This window comes from Geodermatophilus bullaregiensis (genome assembly GCF_016907675.1).
GTDB lineage: Bacteria > Actinomycetota > Actinomycetes > Mycobacteriales > Geodermatophilaceae > Geodermatophilus > Geodermatophilus bullaregiensis.
The window spans coordinates 1201784-1221025 of record NZ_JAFBCJ010000001.1; the positions used below are offsets into that span (position 1 = coordinate 1201784).

The 19242-nt window shown below is 77.0% G+C and carries 16 protein-coding genes; 6 read left to right on the plus strand and 10 right to left on the minus strand.

The window, feature by feature from the left end:
- The first annotated feature begins 34 nt into the window (after positions 1 to 34).
- Together JOD57_RS05535 and JOD57_RS05540 are read left to right on the plus strand one after the other, a co-directional pair.
- Entirely contained in the window at positions 35 to 448 is a 414-nt protein-coding gene (locus JOD57_RS05535; RefSeq protein ID WP_204690976.1) for a DUF1810 domain-containing protein, read from the plus strand.
- A 103-nt stretch (positions 449 to 551) separates the two neighbouring features.
- A complete protein-coding gene (locus tag JOD57_RS05540; RefSeq protein ID WP_204690977.1) occupies positions 552 to 1622 on the plus strand; it encodes a glutathione S-transferase family protein in 1071 nt (356 codons plus the stop codon).
- A gap of 16 nt (positions 1623 to 1638) precedes the next feature.
- Here JOD57_RS05540 and JOD57_RS05545 read toward each other — a convergent pair whose 3' ends face one another.
- The 4 genes from JOD57_RS05545 to JOD57_RS05560 all read right to left on the minus strand — a co-directional run bounded on the left by JOD57_RS05545 (position 1639) and on the right by JOD57_RS05560 (position 6893).
- The gene (locus JOD57_RS05545; RefSeq protein ID WP_204690978.1) at positions 1639 to 1884 is read right to left on the minus strand and encodes a hypothetical protein; all 246 of its coding nucleotides are present in this window, start codon (positions 1882 to 1884) and stop codon (positions 1639 to 1641) included.
- A gap of 499 nt (positions 1885 to 2383) precedes the next feature.
- Positions 2384 to 3553 (minus strand): hypothetical protein, encoded by a 1170-nt coding sequence (locus JOD57_RS05550; RefSeq protein ID WP_204690979.1) that lies wholly within the window; start codon positions 3551 to 3553, stop codon positions 2384 to 2386.
- Between the two features lie 1804 nt (positions 3554 to 5357).
- Positions 5358 to 6092, minus strand: a complete 735-nt coding sequence (locus JOD57_RS26715; protein WP_204690980.1) for an alanyl-tRNA editing protein — start codon at positions 6090 to 6092, stop codon at positions 5358 to 5360.
- A gap of 69 nt (positions 6093 to 6161) precedes the next feature.
- Positions 6162 to 6893: a type 1 glutamine amidotransferase gene (locus JOD57_RS05560; protein WP_204690981.1), complete on the minus strand. Its 732-nt coding sequence runs from the start codon at positions 6891 to 6893 to the stop codon at positions 6162 to 6164.
- 134 nt (positions 6894 to 7027) lie between these two features.
- On the opposite strand from JOD57_RS05560, the gene JOD57_RS05565 reads away from it, so the two are divergent.
- Positions 7028 to 7648 carry a hypothetical protein gene (locus tag JOD57_RS05565; protein WP_204690982.1) on the plus strand — a complete coding sequence of 207 codons (621 nt, stop codon included), beginning with the start codon at positions 7028 to 7030 and terminating at the stop codon, positions 7646 to 7648.
- A gap of 85 nt (positions 7649 to 7733) precedes the next feature.
- Here JOD57_RS05565 and JOD57_RS05570 read toward each other — a convergent pair whose 3' ends face one another.
- The 5 genes from JOD57_RS05570 to JOD57_RS26130 form a co-directional block, all read right to left on the minus strand.
- On the minus strand, positions 7734 to 8807 hold the full coding sequence (locus JOD57_RS05570; RefSeq protein ID WP_204690983.1) for an acyl-CoA dehydrogenase family protein: 1074 nt from the start codon (positions 8805 to 8807) through the stop codon (positions 7734 to 7736).
- Positions 8804 to 9973 (minus strand): acyl-CoA dehydrogenase family protein, encoded by a 1170-nt coding sequence (locus JOD57_RS05575; protein ID WP_204690984.1) that lies wholly within the window; start codon positions 9971 to 9973, stop codon positions 8804 to 8806. Before JOD57_RS05575 ends, JOD57_RS05570 begins: the two co-directional genes overlap by 4 nt.
- Positions 9974 to 10060: 87 nt before the next feature.
- Complete coding sequence (locus JOD57_RS05585; protein ID WP_239568191.1) at positions 10061 to 12712, minus strand: SpoIIE family protein phosphatase; 2652 nt, start codon at positions 12710 to 12712, stop codon at positions 10061 to 10063.
- 14 nt (positions 12713 to 12726) lie between these two features.
- A complete protein-coding gene (locus JOD57_RS05590; RefSeq protein WP_307824493.1) occupies positions 12727 to 13530 on the minus strand; it encodes an alpha/beta fold hydrolase in 804 nt (267 codons plus the stop codon).
- Between the two features lie 184 nt (positions 13531 to 13714).
- Positions 13715 to 13846, minus strand: a complete 132-nt coding sequence (locus JOD57_RS26130) for a hypothetical protein (protein WP_275582059.1) — start codon at positions 13844 to 13846, stop codon at positions 13715 to 13717.
- Positions 13847 to 14090: 244 nt separating this feature from the next.
- On the opposite strand from JOD57_RS26130, the gene JOD57_RS05595 reads away from it, so the two are divergent.
- From JOD57_RS05595 to JOD57_RS05605, 3 genes are read left to right on the plus strand one after another with little or no spacing between them, the layout of a single operon-like run.
- A complete protein-coding gene (locus tag JOD57_RS05595) occupies positions 14091 to 14756 on the plus strand; it encodes a hypothetical protein (RefSeq protein WP_204690985.1) in 666 nt (221 codons plus the stop codon).
- 46 nt (positions 14757 to 14802) lie between these two features.
- The gene (locus JOD57_RS05600) at positions 14803 to 15612 is read left to right on the plus strand and encodes an alpha/beta fold hydrolase (RefSeq protein WP_204690986.1); all 810 of its coding nucleotides are present in this window, start codon (positions 14803 to 14805) and stop codon (positions 15610 to 15612) included.
- 25 nt (positions 15613 to 15637) lie between these two features.
- On the plus strand, positions 15638 to 17962 hold the full coding sequence (locus JOD57_RS05605) for a HelD family protein (RefSeq protein WP_204690987.1): 2325 nt from the start codon (positions 15638 to 15640) through the stop codon (positions 17960 to 17962).
- A gap of 41 nt (positions 17963 to 18003) precedes the next feature.
- On the opposite strand, the gene JOD57_RS05610 is transcribed toward JOD57_RS05605, so the two are convergent.
- Positions 18004 to 19233, minus strand: a complete 1230-nt coding sequence (locus JOD57_RS05610; protein ID WP_204690988.1) for a cytochrome P450 — start codon at positions 19231 to 19233, stop codon at positions 18004 to 18006.
- Between the last annotated feature and the right edge of the window lie 9 nt (positions 19234 to 19242).

Here is a 19242-nt window from a genome sequence, read left to right on the forward strand (position 1 = left end):
GCCCGCGCCGTCGGCGGGGTCGCATGCTCAGCGGGTGACCCCCGACCTGCAGCGCTTCGTCGACGCCCAGTCCGGCACCCACGACCGCGCCCTGGCCGAGCTTCGCGCCGGGCGCAAGACCAGCCACTGGATGTGGTTCGTCTTCCCCCAGGTCGCCGGCCTCGGCCGCAGCGCCACCGCGCAGCACTACGCGATCAGCGGGCTGGACGAGGCCCGCGCCTACCTCGCCCACCCGGTGCTGGGCCCGCGGCTGGTCGAGTGCGCGCGGGCGCTCACCGCGCTGCCGGGGTCGGACCCGGTGCGGGTGCTCGGCCCGGTGGACGCGGTGAAGCTGCGCTCGTCGATGACGCTGTTCGCGCACGCCGCTCCGGACGAGCCGGTGTTCCGGGCGGTCCTCGACCAGTACTTCGGCGGGGTCGAGGACGAGGCGACGACGTCCCGGCTGTGACCGCTGCCGACGCTCGTGCTCCGGTCCCCGTGCGGACCGGAGCACGAGGCCGGGCGCAGCACTCCCCGCGCGGCGCCGACCGGCGTCGGCGAGGCTGGACGGCGTGAGCGACGACACGGGATCCGGGTACGTGGCCAACGGCCAGGAGTACAGCCGGGACACCAACTACCTGACCGACCGGATCACCTCCGACGGGTCGAGCCCCTGGCCGGTCGAGCCCGACCGCTACCGGCTGGTCATCGCCCGCGCCTGCCCGTGGGCCAACCGCGCCGCGATCGTGCGCCGGCTGCTCGGCCTCGAGCCGGTCATCTCGATGGGCATCTGCGGGCCCACCCACGACGAGCGCAGCTGGACCTTCGACCTCGACCCCGGCGGCCGCGACCCGGTGCTCGGCCACGAGCGGCTGCAGGAGGCCTTCCTCGCCCGCGACCCCGGGTACCCGCGTGGCATCACGGTGCCGGCGATGGTCGACGTCCCGACCAAGGCCGTCGTCACCAACGACTTCGTGCAGATGACGCTCGACTTCTCCACCCAGTGGACGGCGCACCACCGCGACGGCGCCCCCGACCTCTACCCCGAGCACCTGCGGGACGAGATGGACGACGTGATGGAGCGCGTCTACACCGAGGTCAACAACGGCGTGTACCGGTGCGGCTTCGCCGGCTCGCAGCACGCCTACGACCGGGCCTACGACCGGCTCTGGACGGCGCTGGACTGGCTGGAGGAGCGGCTGTCGACGCAGCGCTTCCTCCTGGGCGACACGATCACCGAGGCCGACGTCCGGCTGTTCACCACGCTGGCCCGCTTCGACGCCGTCTACCACGGCCACTTCAAGGCCAACCGCCAGAAGCTGGCCGAGATGCCGGCGCTGTGGGGCTACGCGCGCGACCTGTTCCAGACGCCGGGGTTCGGGGACACCACCGACTTCCCGCAGATCAAGGAGCACTACTACGTGGTGCACGCCGACATCAACCCGACGCAGGTCATCCCGCAGGGCCCGGACACGTCGAACTGGCTGACCCCGCACGGCCGCGAGGAACTCGGTGGCTCACCGTTCGGCGACGGCACCCCGCCCGGACCGGTCGCGCAGGGCGAGGAGGTCCCGGCCGACCACGGGCCCGGCGGCATCGGCCACCGTCCCGACGCGGAGCGGCACCGGCCCCGGCCGGCCTGATCGGCCGGTCAGGAGGTCAGAACCCGCCGCCTCCGCCGCCGCCGTCACAGCCTCCGCCCCCGAGACCGCCGTCGAACCCACCGCTGACGACGCCGCCGGCGGCGAGGTACCCGACGTCGTGGGCAGGCCTCGACCGCAGGCCGGGACCGGATCTGCCCCCGGCCACCCGGCTCCGCCGCTCGGCGACCGCCCAGGAGCGCCGCAGGCCCAGCGCCATGAGCAGGAGCACCGTCACCATCCCGACCACCACGACTGCCGTCATGGCGGAACTGTCCCGCGCCGGGGGTTCGTGCGCGAGTCCTCGCCGCGCGGCGGCTGCGGGACGGGCGAGTCGGTGCCCACCGCCACCCCCGCCGTCGGAGCCGCCACCGTCGGAGCCCCCGCCGTCGGAGCCCCCACCGTCGGACGAGGACCACGACCGCCGTCGAGCCGCGCACCGTGCCGAGGGGGCGCGACGCGGCAGGAGTCCGCACGCGACAGGTTTCCCGCCGCGTGCGGACGTCCTGCACGCCGGACCGCGGGGACGGCGCCCAGGAGCGCCGCCCCCGCCGTCCTCTCGGGATGGACGGGGAGGTCAGGGGTCCCCGGCGCGGCAGCGGCCGCTGTGCCTGGTACCCCCAGCCCCGATACCTCCCCGCCCGGTGGCCCCGGCCCAGCCGGAGCCAGGTCGGGGTCACGCCGGGGAGGCGTGCACCGACGACCTGGTGCGGGGAGCGGACAGTGCTCTCCCCCGCGACGGCCGTGTGCACGCCGGAGGGAGGTCAGTCGGGGGAGAAGCCGGGGTCGGACAGCGTCGGGCCCACCGGGTCGTGGACCGGGGACTGCACCAGGACGCCACCCGCAGCGGGGAGCGGTAGGCCGGAGTCCAGCACCGCGGCGAGGGCGGCCAGCGGTGTCGACGACGAGGTGAGCGTGGAGGGCCCGGCCGGAGCGGGTGCAACCGGGACGGGCGCCGGCTCGGCAGGCGGGGGCGGCGCCGGCTCGGCGGCCGGGACCGGCGGTGGAGCGGCCGGGTCGGGGGAGGGCCGGTCGGCCCTGGGCCTCCCCTGCTGCAGGAGGTCGGCCCTGGGCGTCCCCTGCCGCAGCAGGTCGGCCACGACCGAGTGCGCGCAGGGCGGCACGGGGACCGCCACGACGGTCGGCGGAACGGCGACCTCGCCGGCCGGGACGAGGCCGGGGTCGGCCGCCGAGCTCGTCGTGGTCGTGGTCGTCGTGCTGTCGGCGACGGCCGGCTCCGCGGTCCCGGCGCTCGCCGGGTCCGCGGTCGCGGTCGCCGGCTCGACCCCCGCGCTCACCTCGTCGGTCACCGGCTCGACGGTCGCCACCGTCTCCGGCGACGGCTCGACGACCGGGGTCACGTCCTCGGTCACCGGCTCCGGGGCCGGCACGGCGGTCGGCGGGACGTCGGTGACTCCCTCGGCCTCGGGGACCGGCACGTCGGTCACCGGGAGGGGGACGTCGTCGACGGGCTCGACCACCGGACCGGAGGTCTCCACCGGGGGGACCGGAGCCTCGCGCACCGGGACGACGACCTCGGCCACGGGGGCGGCGGTCTCGACCACCGGTGGCACGCGGTCAGGCAGCGGCTCCACCACCGGCGCGACGACCTCGACCACCGGCCGGGACTCCTCGACCAGCGGCGGGACGTGCGGGGCGACGGCCCTCGGGACGCGGTCAGGCCGCGGCTCCGCGACCGGGGTCACGTCCTCGGTCACCGGCTGGGTCACCGGCGCCACCGGTTGGGCCGCTGGGGGCACCGCGTCGACCACCGGCTGGGTGACCGGGGCCACCGGGTGGACCACGGGGCGGACGACGTCGACGACGGGCGGCGGTGTCTCCGCGGGGGCGCCGACGGCCGGGGGCCCCGCGTCGACGGTTGGCTCGACGACCTCACCCACCGGCTCCGCCACCGGAGCCACGACCTCGCCCACCGGCTCCGCCTCGGCCACCGGTGGGGCCACAGGCCGATCAGCCGGTGGACCCGGCGGGACCACGGGCCGGTGGTCGGCCGGCGGGCCGGGCGGGACCACGGGCGGGTCGGCCGGTGGACCCGGCTCGGCTCCCGGCCGGTCCGCCGGCGGGCCCACGGGCCGGTCGGCCGGTGGACCCGGCTCGGCTCCCGGCCGGTCCGCCGGCGGGCCCACGGGCCGGTCGGCCGGCGGACCGGGCGGGACCACAGGCAGGTCGGCCGGCGGGCCGGGCGGGACCACGGGCGGGTCGGCCGGTGGACCCGGCTCGGCTCCCGGCCGGTCGGCCGGCGGGCCCACGGGCCGGTCGGCCGGCGGACCCGGCTCGGCTCCCGGCCGGTCCGCCGGCGGGCCCACGGGCCGGTCGGCCGGCGGACCGGGCGGGACCACGGGCCGGTCCGCCGGCGGGCCGGGCGGGACCACGGGCGGGTCGGCCGGTGGACCCGGCTCGCTTCCGGGCCGGTCCGCCGGCGGGCCCGGCGACGCCACGGGCGGGTCTGCCGGCGGGCCCGGCGGGACCACGGGCCGGTCGGCCGGCGGGCCGGGCGGGACCACGGGCGGGTCGGCCGGTGGACCCGGCTCGGCCCCCGGCCGGTCGGCCGGCGGACCCGGCTCGGCCCCCGGCCGATCGGCCGGTGGACCCGGCGACGCCACGGGCAGGTCGGCCGGTGGGCCCGGCGACGTCACGGGCAGGTCGGCCGGTGGACCCGGCTCGGCCCCCGGCCGGTCCGCCGGCGGGCCCGGCGACGCCACGGGCGGGTCCGCCGGCGGGCCCGGCGGGACCACGGGCCGGTCGGCCGGCGGGCCGGGCGGGACCACGGGCGGGTCGGCCGGTGGACCCGGCTCGGCCCCCGGCCGGTCGGCCGGCGGACCCGGCTCGGCCCCCGGCCGATCGGCCGGTGGACCCGGCGACGCCACGGGCGGGTCGGCCGGTGGACCCGGCGGGACCACGGGCGGGTCGGCCGGCGGACCCGGCGACGCCACGGGCGAGTCGGCCGGTGGACCCGGCTCGGCTCCCAGCCGATCGGCCGGCGGATCCGGCGGCACCACAGGCGGGTCGGCCGGTGGACCGACCGGCTCGACGACCGGCGCCCCCGCGTCCACCGGCTCGGTCACCGGGGGTAGGTCGGCCGGCGGACCGACCGGTTCGGCCCCCGGCCGGTCAGCCGGCGGACCCGGCGGCACCCCGGGCACATCGGCCGGCGGACCGACCGGCTCGACGACCGGCGCCCCCGCGTCCACCACCGGGGGCACCTCGTCGACCACCGGGGGCAGGTCCTCGACCACGGGAGCCACCTCGTCGTCCGCCGGCTCCGGTGTTCCCGCGGGAACGTCGACCACGAGCTCGACCACCGGGACGACCACCGGGACGACGACCTCGGCCACCGGCGGCACGACCTCGGCCACCGGCGGCACGACCTCGGCCACGGGAGCCACCGCGTCGTCCGCCGACTCCGGCACCGGCTCGGTGACCGCCTCGGTCAGCGACTCGACGGGCGCCACGGCGTCGGGGACCGCACTCGGCAGGCCGTCGCCGTCCTCAGCACGCGCGCTCCCGGACGAGACCAGCAGGAGGGCGTAGAGGCAGCCCACCAGACCCAGCAGGAGGAGGACGCGATCAACCCAGCAGGCATAAGCCGCGGACCCCGCAGCCGTCCGTGCCGAGTTGTTCCCGTGCACGGACCCAGGCTAGGGCCGGGTGGGCTGCTCCGCCCGCGGAACGGCGAGAAAACGGAACGAGAGGACGACAGAACGCCGTCCGCGGCAGTCAGACGATCCGGACGCGCAGCCGGCGGAAGCCGCGCCCCTTGTTCTCCATCTTGACCACCTCGACACGGCCGACCATCGCCGTGGAGGCCACGTGCGTCCCACCGTCGGCCTGGGTGTCCAGACCGACGATGTCGACGATCCGCACGACCTCGATGTCCGGCGGCAGCAGGTTCGTCGCCGTCCGGATGACGTCGGGGATCGCGAAGGCCTCGTCGCGCGGCAGCGTCCGCACCTCGATCGGCCGGTCGGCGGCGATCTCGGCGTTCACCGCCTCGGCGACCCGGTCCTTGAAGTCGGCCGGCACCTCGGCCAGGTCGAAGTCCATGCGCGCGGTCAGCGGCTCCATGTTGCCGCCGGTCACCAGGGCCCCGAAGTCGCGGAAGACGACGCCGGTGAGCACGTGCAGGCCGGAGTGCGTGCGCATCAGCCGGGTGCGCCGCTCGTCGTCGAGCGCGCCGCGCACGGCGGTGCCCGGCGGCGGCACGGGGTCGCCCTCGACCGGGACGAGGTACAGCTCGTCGCCCTTGCGGGTGCCCGCGATGCGGGTGCGGACACCGCCCCACAGCAGCACGCCCTCGTCCGGCGGCTGCCCACCCCCGCCCGGGTAGAACGCCGACCGGTCGAGCACGACGCCCTGCTCGGGATCGGCGGCCACCACGGTCGCGTCCCACTCCCGCACGGTGGCGTCGGCGAGGTCGAGCCGGTGGGTGTGTCCGTGCCGGTCAGCGCTCACCGGTGCATGGTGCCGCGCGCGGCGGCCTGCGGGGAGTCCGGCCCGTCGTGATCACCGGGGCACACCGCCTCACGCCGCCGTCCCGTCCTCCGCCGCCGACCCGTCGGCCCGGGCGAGGAACGCCTCCACCAGCCGCGCGCAGGCCGCCGCCGCCTCGGGCGCGCGGGCCGCGATCTCCCTCCGGAGCCCGGGCACCAGCGCGGCGGCCTCGGGCGGCGGCGGGCCGGTCAGCTCCCAGGTCTCCTCCCACGCGGAGAAGGCACCCGGGTCGATCTCCGGGTGGAACTGCACGCCCAGGTGCGGCCCGTACGTGAACGCCTGCACCGCCCGCTCGGTCCACGCCACCCCGACCGCGCCGGGCGGCACCGTGAACCGGTCGCCGTGGTACTCGAACCACGGCCCGGCCGGCACGAGGGCGGGGTCGACGGTCGCGACGTCGAGGAAGCCGTGCTCCCCCGCCGGCGCCTCGGACACCACCCCGCCGAGCACCCGCGACAGCACCTGGCCGCCGAAGCACACCCCGAGCACCGGCGTCCCGGCGTCCACCGCCCGCCGCAGGTAGGCCAGCTCCGCGCCCAGCCACGGCACCGTGTCGTCGTAGGCGGCCGCGCCCGACCCCATGACCACGAGCGTGCGCAGCGCGCCGGGGTCGGGCAGCGCCGTCAGCAGCGGCGAGGGCCCGACCGCCGTCCCGACGACGACGGTGAGCCCCTGGGCCTCCAGCGCCGGGCGCAGGCCGCCGACCAGCCGGTGCCCGCGGGAGGGGTCGGCGTCGTGGACGAGGACGAGCGCGGTTCCCATGCCCCCAGTATCGGCAGGGGCGCGCCGGGCCCCGGACGTCCTGGACACGAGGGCTTCCCCCGGACGGTCGCTGCGAGGACGCTGGCGGGCGCGGCGGGCCGCGCGGGTGCCGCCGTCCGACGAGGAGGACCGGCATGTACGCACGCTCGACCACGATCAACGGCACCCCCATGACCGTCGACGACGGCATCGCCTACGTCTGCGACGAGGTCATGCCGGCCGTCACGGAGATGCCCGGCTGCGTGGGCCTGTCGATGCTGGCCGACCGGGAGAGCGGCCGCTGCATCGTCACCTCGTCCTGGCACGACGCCGAGTCCATGCGGGCCAGCGACGAGGGCATCCGCGGCATGCGGGAGCGCGCCGGGAGCATCTTCGGCGGTCCCCCGGAGGTCCAGGAGTGGGAGGTCGCCGTCATGCACCGCCGCTCCGAGGCGCCGTCGGGCGCCTGCACCCGGGTCACCTGGAGCCGGTGCGACCCCGCCGACGTCGACCGGGTCCTCGACGCCTACCGGGCGGTGATGGTGCCGCGGATGGAGGACTACGGCGGCTTCTGCAGCGTGAGCCTCATGATCGACCGCGCCACCGGCCGGTCCGCCTCCGCGGTGACCTTCGAGGACCGCGAGTGCATGGAGGCCAGCCGCACGCACGCCCGGGCCAGCCGCGACGACTTCGCCCGCCTCATGCGGCTCGAGATCACCGACCACGACGAGTTCGACCTGGTGCTCGCCCACCTGCGCATCCCCGAGACCGTCTGAGGACACCCTCCCGCCCCCCACATGGCCTCCCTGCAGAGGCCTGCAGCGAGCCCCCGAGCGGTCGGGGGTGGGACGGGGTCCTCCCTCAGACGACGCGGGTCAGCGCCGGCCAGAGGTCGTCGCCGCCGGCGGCGACCAGGCCGGCGCCCAGCGTCCGCGACCACGCCAGCTCGGTGCCGCCCTCGTCGCGCCAGGACCAGCAGCGGCGGGTGAGGTGGTGCAGCCGGTACTCCTGGGTGAAGCCGATCGCACCGTGCACCTGGTGGGCGAGCTTGGCGACCACCTCGACGGCGGCCCCGGCGCGCACCTTGGCGGCCGCGGCAGCCAGCACGACGGTGTCCTCCCCGCGGTCGAGCGCCTGCACGGCGGCGTCGACCAGAGCGGCGGTCGAGGTGACCTCGCCGGCCATCTGCGCCAGCTCCATCTGGATGGCCTGGAACTTCCCCAGCGGCCGCCCGAACTGCACTCGCTCGCCGGCGTACTGCACCGTCCAGGCCAGCACCTGCTCCAGCGCCGCGGAGATCTGCACCGCCCGCGCGAGCGCGTAGCGGGCGCGCACCATCCCCGCCTGCGCCGGGCCCAGCAGCGCCCCGGGCACGCCGACACCGTCGAGGACCAGCGACCCGCGCGGCTCGCCGGCCAGGTTGACCGCCCGAGAGGCGTCGAGCCCCGCGGTGTCGACCACGGCGAGCACCGCGCCCTCGATGCCGGCCGGCGGGGTGGCGAGCACCGCGACGTGCCGGGCAACCCCCGCCCAGGGGACGTCGACGGCGGTGCCGGTGAGGGTGAAGCGGCCCGGGCCGTCGCCGTCGTCGGACGGCTCGGCGGTGACCGCGCCGTCCACCGCGATGGTCAGCGGCTCCTCCGGCGCGGGCAGGTCGAGGTCGGCGGCCAGCAGCGCCGGCGCGGCCACGAGCAGCTGCTCGGCCACCGGCACCGCCCCGGCGCCGGCGGCCAGCGTGCGCACGACCGCCACGGCGTCGGCCAGCTCGCCACCGGAACCGCCCGCCTCCTCGGGCAGGCCGACCCCGGTCAGCCCGGCCTCGGCCAGCGCCGTCCACAGGCCCTCGTCCCACGGCCGCTCGGCCGAGAGCAGCAGCGGCTCGTGCCCGGCGAGGACGTCCCGGACGGTCTCGACCACCAGGTCCTGATCACTCATCGCAGTCCCAGCCCTCGTGCCACGATCCCGCGCAGGATCTCGTTGGTCCCGCCCCGCAGCGTGTAGCCCGGCGCGTGCAGCTGCGCCTCGGCCAGCGCCCGGCCCAGCGGGTCCGGGGAGTCCAGCGACGGGACGACGTCGACCACCCGGCGCACCTCGTCGACGACGTCCTGCTCGAACGTCGTCCCCACGTCCTTCACCAGCGCGGCCGGGATGTCGGGCAGCTCCCCGCGGTCCAGCGCCGCGGCGATGCGCAACGACAGCTGCCGCAGCGCCAGCGCCCGCGCCGACAGCCGGCCCAGGGTGGCCAGCTGGGCGGGGTCGCCGGTCGCGGCGGCGCGGCGGCCGAACTCGGCCAGCAGCGGCCAGGTGGACAGGAACCGCTCCGGTCCCGACCGCTCGAAGGCCAGCTCCGCGGTCACCTGGTGCCAGCCGGCGCCCTCGGTGCCCAGCAGCATCCCGGCGGGGACGACGACGTCGTCGAACACCACCTCGTTGAAGTGGTGTCCGCCGTCGAGGATGCGGATGGGGTTGATCGTGATGCCCGGCAGCGACAGGTCGACCAGCAGCTGGGTCAGCCCCTGGTGCTTGCCGCGGGGGCCCTCCCCGGGCGGGCCGGTGCGCACCAGCACGATCCCGTAGTGGGAGTGGTGGGCGTTGGACGTCCACACCTTGGCGCCGTTGACCACGAAGTCGCCGTCGCCGTCGCGGGTCGCCCGCGTGCGGATGGAGGCCAGGTCGGAGCCGGAGTCGGGCTCGCTCATGCCGATGACGAAGTAGCACTCGCCGGCGGCGATGCGCGGCAGGATGTCCTTGCGCTGCTCCTCGGTGCCGTAGCGCAGCAGGTTCGGCCCCGACTGCCGGTCGGCGATCCAGTGCGCGGCCACCGGCGCACCGGCGGCCAGCAGCTCCTCGGTGACGGCGTAGCGCTCCATCGCCGTCCGCTCGTGGCCGCCGTACTGCCGGGGCCAGGTCATCCCCAGCCAGCCGCGTGCGCCCAGCTTCCTCGAGAACTCGGGGTCCACGCCGGACAGCCAGGTGTCGACGTGCGTGCTGAAGGTCCCGGCGGCCAGCTCCTCGGCCAGGAACTGCCGCACCTCGAGCCGGACCTGCTCGGCGGCCTCCGAGGGTGGCGCGGGCGCCAGGGTCAACGAGTTGCTGCTCATAGCGGATCCGTCCCCACGTCGGCGTGGCAGTTCTCCTGCGTCGGTTGTACAGGGCGCGGGCCGCCCGGTCTCCTCAGGGGGACGGGATCAGCGGTCCTCGTCGCCGCCGGGCCGGACGTCGCGGGCCAGCTGCCGCAGCTCCCCGACGACGTCGCCGGCCACGCCCGAGAGCCGGTGCAGCGCCCCCGACACCAGCCGGCGCACCGACGCGGGGTCCAGCCCGAGCGCCATCCCCAGCCCTGCGGCGACGTCGAGCCCCGTGAAGCCGGCCGCGGGCGCCGGCGGCTCCGCCCGCTCCGGTGACCAGCGCATCGCGTCGCCGGATACGGTGACGTCACCGCCGGCCCCGTCGAGCGCGTCGGCCAGGTCGGGATCGGGCGCGGGGACGACCGCGGGCAGGGCCGGGCCCGGGTCCGGGCCGGGCACGGCGACGTCGCCGGCTCCCGTCCCGTCCCCCGCCGTGCCGGACAGGCGGGTGAGCACCAGCAGGGCGACGTCGTCGGCCCGGCGCGGACCGGTGAGGACGGCCAGCAGCCGGTCGCACAGCACGTCCGGGTCGGCCGGCCCCTCCGACTCCGCCGCCACCTCCTCGGCGACCGCGCGCAGCCGGTCGAGCCCCGCGTCGAGGTCGGCGGTGCGGCTCTCCACGAGCCCGTCGGTGAACAGCACCAGCGACGCGCCGGCCGGCAGCCGGCCCGACCACTCCGGCGCCGGGCCGGGCGGCGCCCCCAGGACGCGGCCCGGGGACACCGGCAGCAGCTCCGCGCGCCCGCCGGTCACCAGCAGCGGCGGCAGGTGCCCGGCCGAGGCGATCCGCAGCTCCCCGGTCGACGGGCGCAGCGTGGCGAACAGCGCGGTGGCCATCCGCGGCAGCCCGAGCAGCGGCCAGCTGTCGTGCAGCCGCTCGACCAGCGCCCCGGGCCGCGGCCGGTCGACCAGCAGCGCCCGGTGCACGCTGCGCAGCTGCCCCATCGTCGCGGCGGCGGTGACGTCGTGGCCGACGACGTCACCGACGGCGAGCGCGACGTCGGTGCCGCCGGGCAGCGGGACGACGTCGTAGAAGTCCCCGCCGACGTCGGCGCCGCGGCTGCCCGGCAGGTAGCGCACCGCCAGGGCCAGCCCGGGCACCTCGGGCGGGTCCGGCGGGAGCAGGCTGCCCTGCAGCGTGTGGGAGGTGCGCGACTCGAGCTCGAAGCGCTGGGCGACGTCCATGCCCTGCGACATCTGCAGCGCCAGCTGCTCGGCGGTCTCGACGTCGGCCTCGGTGAACCGCCCGCGGCGGGCGTCGGCGCCCAGCGAGATGACACCGAGCGGCCGGCCCTCGACCATCAGGGGCACGCAGATGAGGTCGGCGAGCTCGAGCGCCCGGGTGACCTCCAGGTGCTCCGGCGAGGTGCTCAGCAGCTCCATCAGGGGCGGGTCGACCCCCCGCGCCCAGATCGTGCGGTGCTCGACCATGGCCCGGACGCTCGGGTGGCTGCCGTCGCGGCGCGGCAGGTGCTCGTCGCGCAGCTGCTCGACCAGGTGCCGGCGGGCCGGGTCGGCGTGCGCCACCACCGGCGCGACCAGCCCGCGCTCGGTCACCAGGTCGATGACGCAGATGTCGGCCAGCTGCTGCACCGCCAGCTCGGCCAGCCGCTCGACGGTCTCCCCGACCTCGCTCGGCGCGGCCAGCAGCCGGGCGGCGTCGAGCAGGAACGCCGAGCGGGCCGCCTGGCGCACCGTCTCCTCGTACAGCCGGACCCGCTCCAGCGCCTGCCCGGCCTGGCGGCCGAGGGTGGCCAGCAGCTCGGCGTCGGCCGGCACCAGCGCGCCGCGGGTGCCGGGCTCGGAGAGGCTGATCAGCTCGCTGTCGTCGGTGACGCCGAGGACGAGGACGAGGGCGCCCAGGTGGCGGTCGTCGGCGGCCGACACCGGGACGACGACGAGCGCCTCCTGCCCGGCCTCGGTCATGGTCGCGGCCAGGCCGGGCCAGCGCTGCCGCAGCTCGGGCCCGACCGGCGCCGCCCGCACCCCGCCCGTGCGCACCAGCTCGGCCCCCGCCGGTGCCGCCGTGGCCAGCTCGACGAGCAGCTCGGCCGACAGCCCGTCGGCGGCCGCGAGGGTGACCGGGACCGGCTGCCCCTCGACCCGCTCCCCCGGGACGGGCTCGGCCAGCCACAACCCGGCGCCGCCGGCCTCGACCGCCGACCGCGCACGGCGCACCACCACGTCGGCGACCTGCTCGGCCGAGGAGGCGGCGGCGAGCTCGGACACCACCTGCTGCAGGGTCCGCGCCCGGGCCTCGGAGTCCGCGGCGGCCCGCTGCGCGCTCAGCAGCGCCCGCTCGTAGCGCCGTCGCGACGTCGCCTCGAAGACCGTGGCGCGCACGAGCACCGGCTGCCCCTCGGCGTCGCGGACCTCCACGGCGTTGAGCAGGCAGGGCAGCACCGACCCGTCGGCGCGGACGACGTCGAGCGCCACCTCCCGCACCGCCCCCTGCAGCCGCAGCAGCGGCGCGAGGTGGGTCTCGTAGAACACGCGGCCGCCGGCGCTGAGCAGGTCGGGCAGCCGCCGGCCGCGTACGTCGTCGGGGTGCCGTCCGGTCCAGGCGCAGAAGGTGCCGTTGACCTTGACCACGCGCCCGTCGGGGACCATCGACAGGTAGCCGCAGGGCGCGTTCTCGTAGAGGTCCGCGGGGTCCTCCTCGAGCAGCCGGGCCAGTCCCTCGTCCCGGGGCCCGTTCTCCGCACGGTCCATGCCGGCCGGCCCGGTCAGCTCTCGATGCGGCGGAGGAAGGCGCGGATGGCCGCCGTGGTCTCCTCCGGCGCCGACAGGTGCGGGCAGTGCCCGGTGGCCGACAGCTTCGTGAAGACGCTGCCGGGCACGTTCTCGTGCACGTAGCGGCCCACGGCCTCCGGGGCGATCGCGTCCTCGCTGCACTGCAGGACCAGCGTCGGGACACAGACCCCGGGCAGGTCGGCGCGGTTGTCGGACAGGAAGGTGACCCGCGCGAACTGGCGGGCCACCGTGGGGTCGGTGCGGCAGAAGCTCTCGGCCAGCTCCTCGGCCACCCCCGGGTTGCCGGGGCCCGCGACCACCGGCGCCAGCGCCGCCGACCACTGCAGGGGGTTGCTGTCCAGGGAGTCCAGCAGCGCGGCGACGTCCGCGCGCGAGAAGCCACCGGAGTAGCCCTGCTCGTCGACGTAGCGGGGACTGGGGCCGACCATCACCATCGCGCCGAACAGCTCCGGCGCCTGCGCGACGGCGAGGACGCCCATCATCGCGCTCACCGAGTGGCCGACGTAGACGACGTCGGTCAGCTCCAGCGTCCGGCAGATGTCGACGACGTCGTCGGCGTAGCCGCGCAGCGATCCGTAGCGCTGCGGGTCGTAGGCCGAGATGTCGGAGCCGCCCGAGCCCACGTGGTCGAAGGTGACCACCCGGTGGTCGGCGGCGAAGCCGGGCGCGACGGCCCGCCACATGGTCTGGTCGCAGCCGAACCCGTGGGCGAACAGCATCGGCCGGCCGGCCTCCGGGCCGCTCACGCGCACACAGTTCCGCGTGATCGCGCTCACGCTCCGAACGTAACGGACGGCGCCGTCCCTGTCGCCGTCCGGGGGCGCACCGCTCCGAGCCGGAACCGCGCCGCGACGCCCGTCGGGCCGTCGACCGCGCCGGGCGGGCAGGACGGGTGCTGGAGGAGGGGGGTCCCCTACCCCGCACCGGGGGAGGGACCCGCAGGGAGCCGGGTGCGAGGGGTCACCAGCGCGACGTGCCGCAGTCGGTGCAGCGCTTCTTGGCGGTGGTGGTCTCGACGCGGCAGTTCGGGCAGGTCCAGGTCATCCGACCCGTCGCCCGGTCCGTGGTCCGCTCGGTCGTGGTGGTGCTCATGGTTCTCCTCGTCGTCCGGGTGAGCCCCCGACGGTAGTCACCCGTCATGACGTCTCGATGACATCGCGGTTGCGAGCGGACACCGGCGCGTCACGCGGCTCACGCGGGCCACCGGCGCCCGTCCTGCCGCCACAGGCGGTCTGCAAGCCGGCGTCCAAGACGGGTCCCAGTGCGGTGCAGGTGGCCCGCGTCAGCGTCCCGGCAGCGAGCCGACGACGGCTCCCGACCGAGGAAGGGCCCCGCCATGACCCGCACCCGCACCACCCGCACCCTGCTGCGCACCGCCGTCCCCGTGGCCGCGCTCGCCACGGTGTTCGCCACCGCGGGCACCGCGTCGGCCGACCCGTACGCCCACAACGCCTACGACACCGACGCCGACGGCCACCACGACGCCTACGCCTTCGACGACAGCGGCGACGGCTACGAGGACACCTGGGCGATCGACCGGGACGAGAACGGCCTCGTCGAGCAGGTCGCCGTCGACACCGACCTCGACGGCTGGGCCGACACCTTCGCCTTCGACAGCGACGAGGACGGCCACGTCGAGGAGGTCGGCGTGGACACGACCGTCAACGCGCTGCCCGACGTGTGGGGCGCCGACACCGACCTCGACGGCTCCATCGACACGCTGGCCCACGACCACGACGACGACGGCTACGCCGACTGGTCGGAGCCGGCGTACGTGACGTCCTACGAGTACGCGTCGGTCAGCTACGTGTTCGCCGAGGCCGACGGCTGGCTCTACTGGGAGACCACCGTCGAGTACGGCTACGGCCTGGCCTCCGACGACGCCGTCGCCGACGGCGGCATCCGCTCGCTGACCGGCGAGGAGCCGGCGGTCCCCGCGCAGATGGAGGACGCCGAGCCGACCGGGGGCCTGGTGGCCGAGGCGCTGCGCACGCTCTTCTGACCGGCGCCGGCCGATGAGTCCCGGGCCGCCGGGCGGTCAGGAGCAGGTGGACACCACCTTCCTCCTGGTCCCCGGTGCCGGCGGGCGCGCCTGGTACTGGCACCGCCTGGTGCCCGAGCTCGAGCGGCGCGGGCACCGGGCGGTCGCCGTGGACCTGCCGGCCGGCGACGACGCCGCGGGCCTGCGCACCTACACCGACGTGGCGCTCGCCGCCCTCGGGTCGGCGGGCGCCGACGGTGGTGCGGTGGACGGCGACGTCGTGGTCCTGGGGCAGTCGATGGGCGGGCTGACCGCACCGCTGGTCGCCGCGCGCCGGCCGGTGCGGCTGCTGGTCCTGCTCAACGCGATGGTGCCGCGGCCCGGGGAGACCGGCGGGCAGTGGTGGGAGGCGGTCGACCAGGCCGGCGCCCGCGCGGCGTGCGCGCGGGCGCAGGGCCGCCCGGAGGACGACGACGTCGGGTCGGACTTCTCGCACGACGTCCCGGCGGAGGTGTGGGCCGCGGGCGCCGCGCACGCCGGGGAGCAGTCGGGCACCCCGTTCACCGAGCCGTGGCCGCTCGCCGCCTGGCCGGCCGTTCCCACCCGGGTGCTGGCCGGCCGCGACGACCGGTTCTTCCCCCCGGCGCTGCAGCGGCGGGTGGCCCGCGAGCGACTGGGTCTCGACGTCGAGGAGGTGCCCGGCGGTCACCTGGCCGCCCTCAGCCGGCCCGCCGAGCTGGCCGCGGCGCTCGACGCCTGCCTGCGCGAGACGCGGCACACGTCGGGAAGGGGTGACAGCGGGGCCCGGAATGGCGCAGGATGGTCGATTGCCGCGCGCGCCGGGAATGGCGCGGAAATGGCGGCGGAAGAGAACTGACGGCCATTCTAGCAGAGGACGTGCATTGTCGACGACCCGGTCCGACGTCGTCCCCCACCCCGAGCTCACCCGCGAGCAGCACTACGTCACCGACCTCTACACCCGGCTCGACGCCGCCCGGGAGCTGGCCACCCGGCGGCTGCGCCAGGCCATCACCTGGCCGGCCGTCGACCCGCAGGCGCTGCAGGAGCGCGACGCCACCGTGCGGTTCCAGACCGAGCGGGTCACCGCCCTCGACGCCGCCGAGGCGGGCCTGTGCGTGGGCCGCATCGACCGTCTCGACGACGGCCCCCTCTACATCGGCCGGATCGGCCTGCCCGCCGACGACGCCGCGAGCGACCCCGCGCTGGTCGACTGGCGGGCGCCCGCGGCCCGGCCCTTCTACACGGCCACCCCCGTGCACCCGCTGGGCATCGGGCGGCGCCGGCACATCCGCACCCGCGGGCGCACCGTCGTCCGGCTCGACGACGAGGTGCTCACCGACGGGGTCGCCGGGTCCGGCCTCACCGGCGAGGCGGCGCTGCTGGCCGCCCTGGACGCCTCCCGCACCGGGCGGATGACCGACATCGTCCGGACCATCCAGGCCGAGCAGGACCGGGTGATCCGCGCCGACGACCGCGGCGTGCTGGTCGTCCAGGGCGGGCCGGGCACCGGCAAGACGGCGGTGGCCCTGCACCGCGCGGCCTACCTGCTGTACACGCACCGCGAGCGGCTGGCGCGGCGCGGCCTGCTCGTCGTCGGGCCCACACCGACCTTCCTGCGCTACATCGCCGACGTGCTGCCCTCCCTGGGCGAGACCGGCGTGCTGCTCGCCGGGCTCGGCCAGCTGCGGCCGGGCCTCGACGCCCGCGGGGAGGAGTCACCGCAGGCCGCGGCGGTCAAGGGCCGGCTGGAGATGGTCGACGTGCTGCGCGCCGCGATCGCCGACCGGCAGGTCGTGCCCGACTCGCCTCGGGAGGTCCTCGTCGACGGGTTCGCGCTGCGGCTGCGGCCGATCGACGTCGTCCGGGCACAGAACGCCGCGCGCCGCGCCGACCCGCTGCACAACCTGGCCCGGCCGGTGTTCGTCCGGCGGGTGGTCGACCTGCTCACCCGCCGCTACGCCGAGCGGATCGGCGCGGGCATCGACGTCGGCCGGGACCTGTTCGACTCCGACGACCTCGCCGCGCTGCGCCGCGAGGTGGCCGGGGAACCCGGCGTCCGGTCGCTGCTGGCCCAGCTGTGGCCGGTGCTGACCCCCGAGCGGCTGCTGGCCGACCTCTACGCCGACCCGGCCCGCATCGCGGCGGCCACCCCCGGGTGGTCGGACGCCGACCGGGCGCTGCTGCACCGCCCGCGCGGGAGCGCCGCCTCCCCGGCAGCCTGGACGCCGGCCGACGTCCCCCTGCTCGAGGAGGCCGAGGAGCTGCTCGGCTTCGACGACAGCGCCCAGCGGGCCCGCGCCGACCGCGACCGCCGGCGGGCGCTGGCCCGGGCGCAGGAGACGCTCGACGTGCTGCACGGCTCCCGCTCGGTGGACCTCGAGGACGAGCACCTGGAGGCGGAGGTGCTCAGCGCCGGCGACCTGCTGTCGGCCGAGGACCTGGCCGACCGGCACCGCGAGCTGGACCTGCGCACCACCGCCGAGCGGGCCGCCGCCGACCGCACCTGGACCTTCGGGCACGTGGTCGTCGACGAGGCGCAGGAGCTCTCTCCGATGGCCTGGCGGCTGCTGGTGCGCCGCTGCCCCACCCGGTCGATGACCGTGGTCGGCGACGTGGCGCAGACCGGCAGCCTGGCCGGTGCGGACCGCTGGGACGCCGTGCTGCGCCCGCACGTCGGTGACGCCTGGCGGCTGGAGGAGCTGACGGTCAACTACCGGACGCCGGCCGAGGTCATGGAGGTCGCCGCCGACGTGCTGGCCGCCGGCGGCTCGGACGCCCGGCCGCCGCGCTCCGTGCGCACCGGGGGGAGGCCGCCGGTGGCCGAGACGACCGGGTCGGCGCGGCTGGCCGGGCGGGTGGCGTCGGTGGCCGCGGAGCTGGCCGGGAACGAGGGGACGACGGCGGTGCTGGTGCCGCCGAGCCGGGTGGCCGGAGTCGTCGCGGCGCTGCGTGAGCTGCGCCCCGACGTGCAGTCCGGCCCCGGCGCGGACTCCTCGCTCGGCCCGGTCGTGCTGACCCCCGGCGAGGCCAAGGGACTGGAGTTCGACGCGGTGGTCGTCGTCGACCCGCAGGGGGTGCTCGACGAGGGCGTGCGCGGGGTCAACGACCTCTACGTGGCGCTCACCCGCGCCACCCAGCGGCTGGTCGTGCTCGCCCCCGGCCCGCTGCCGGCGGTGCTGTCCCGGCTGGAGACCGCCGCGGCCTGACGACGGGCCGTCCTGCAGGGCCCCTGCAGGACGGCCGGGCCTCAGCGCGCGGTGGGCCGGAGGACGACGCCGCTGGCCGGGCGTGCCGGGATCCGGCGCAGCGAGATCGTGAGGTCCTGGTCGGCGGGGATCTCGAACGGCGCCCTGGCCAGCTGCGGGGCCAGCGCGGCCAGCAGCGCGACGGTGATCTGCTCGCCGGGGCAGCGGTGGTTGGTCCGCGGGTCGCCGCCGCCCTGGGGCACGAGGTCGAACTCCCCGATCTCCCGGCCGAGGAAGCGCTCGGGCCGGAAGGTGTAGGGGTCCTCCCACAGGTCCGGGTCGTGGCCCTGCCCGTAGACGTCGAGCAGCACCATGGAGTTGCGCGGGATCGTCTGCCCCCCGAACTCGAGCCGCTGCGGCGCCCGGCCGCCGATGAACGGCGCGAACGGGTAGAAGCGGCGCACCTCGTGCGCCCAGGCCTCGGCGAACGCGGCGTCGGCGCCGGCCAGCCGCGCGCGGTGCTGCGGCCACCGGGCCAGCGCGTGCCCGGAGAAGGCCGTGAACCAGGCGACGGCGGTGGTCGGGCGGATGACGTTGAGCAGCTCGACGGCGGCCACCCGCGGGTCCAGCAGCCCGCCGTCGGCGTCGCGGTGCGCGGCCACCACCTGCAGCACCGACCCCGGCGGCGCCACGTCCTCCCCCGCGCGGACCTGCTCGACGATCCCCGCCAGCCAGTCCTCGCGGCGGCCCCGCGCCCGCCGCGCCCGCCAGTGCCGGGGGCCGGCGCTGGCGAAGCTGTCGACCATCGCGAGCAGGTCACGGGCCAGCGCCGGTACCTCGTCCCGCGTCAGCGGGACACCGGCCCACCGGGTGACCGCGCCGGCGATGACCCGCGCCGACTCGTCGAACAGCACGACCTCCGGCCGGGTCGCCCACTCCCGCGCGGCGGTGTCCCAGTCCGCGCAGGCCCGCTGCACCAGGGCCTCGACGGCGGCGGGGTCCATGAGCACCGACACGAACATCGCCTTGCGCACCCGGTGGGCCTCCCCGTCGAGGGTGTGCACCGCGCCCTTGCCGAACAGCGTCCCCTGCACCGGCTCGGGGATGGCGTGCGCACGGTGCACGTGGTCCTCGTCGTAGAGGAACCGCGCGGCCTCGGGACCCTCGACGGCGACCGCGGGCAGCCCGCCGAGCCGGGTGCCGGCCGCGCGCAGGCCGCGGGCGCGGCGCAGGTCGGGCATCCAGGCGTAGCCCTTGGTCAGCAGGGCGAGGCCGTTCTCCAGGCGTGGCATGCCGGACCC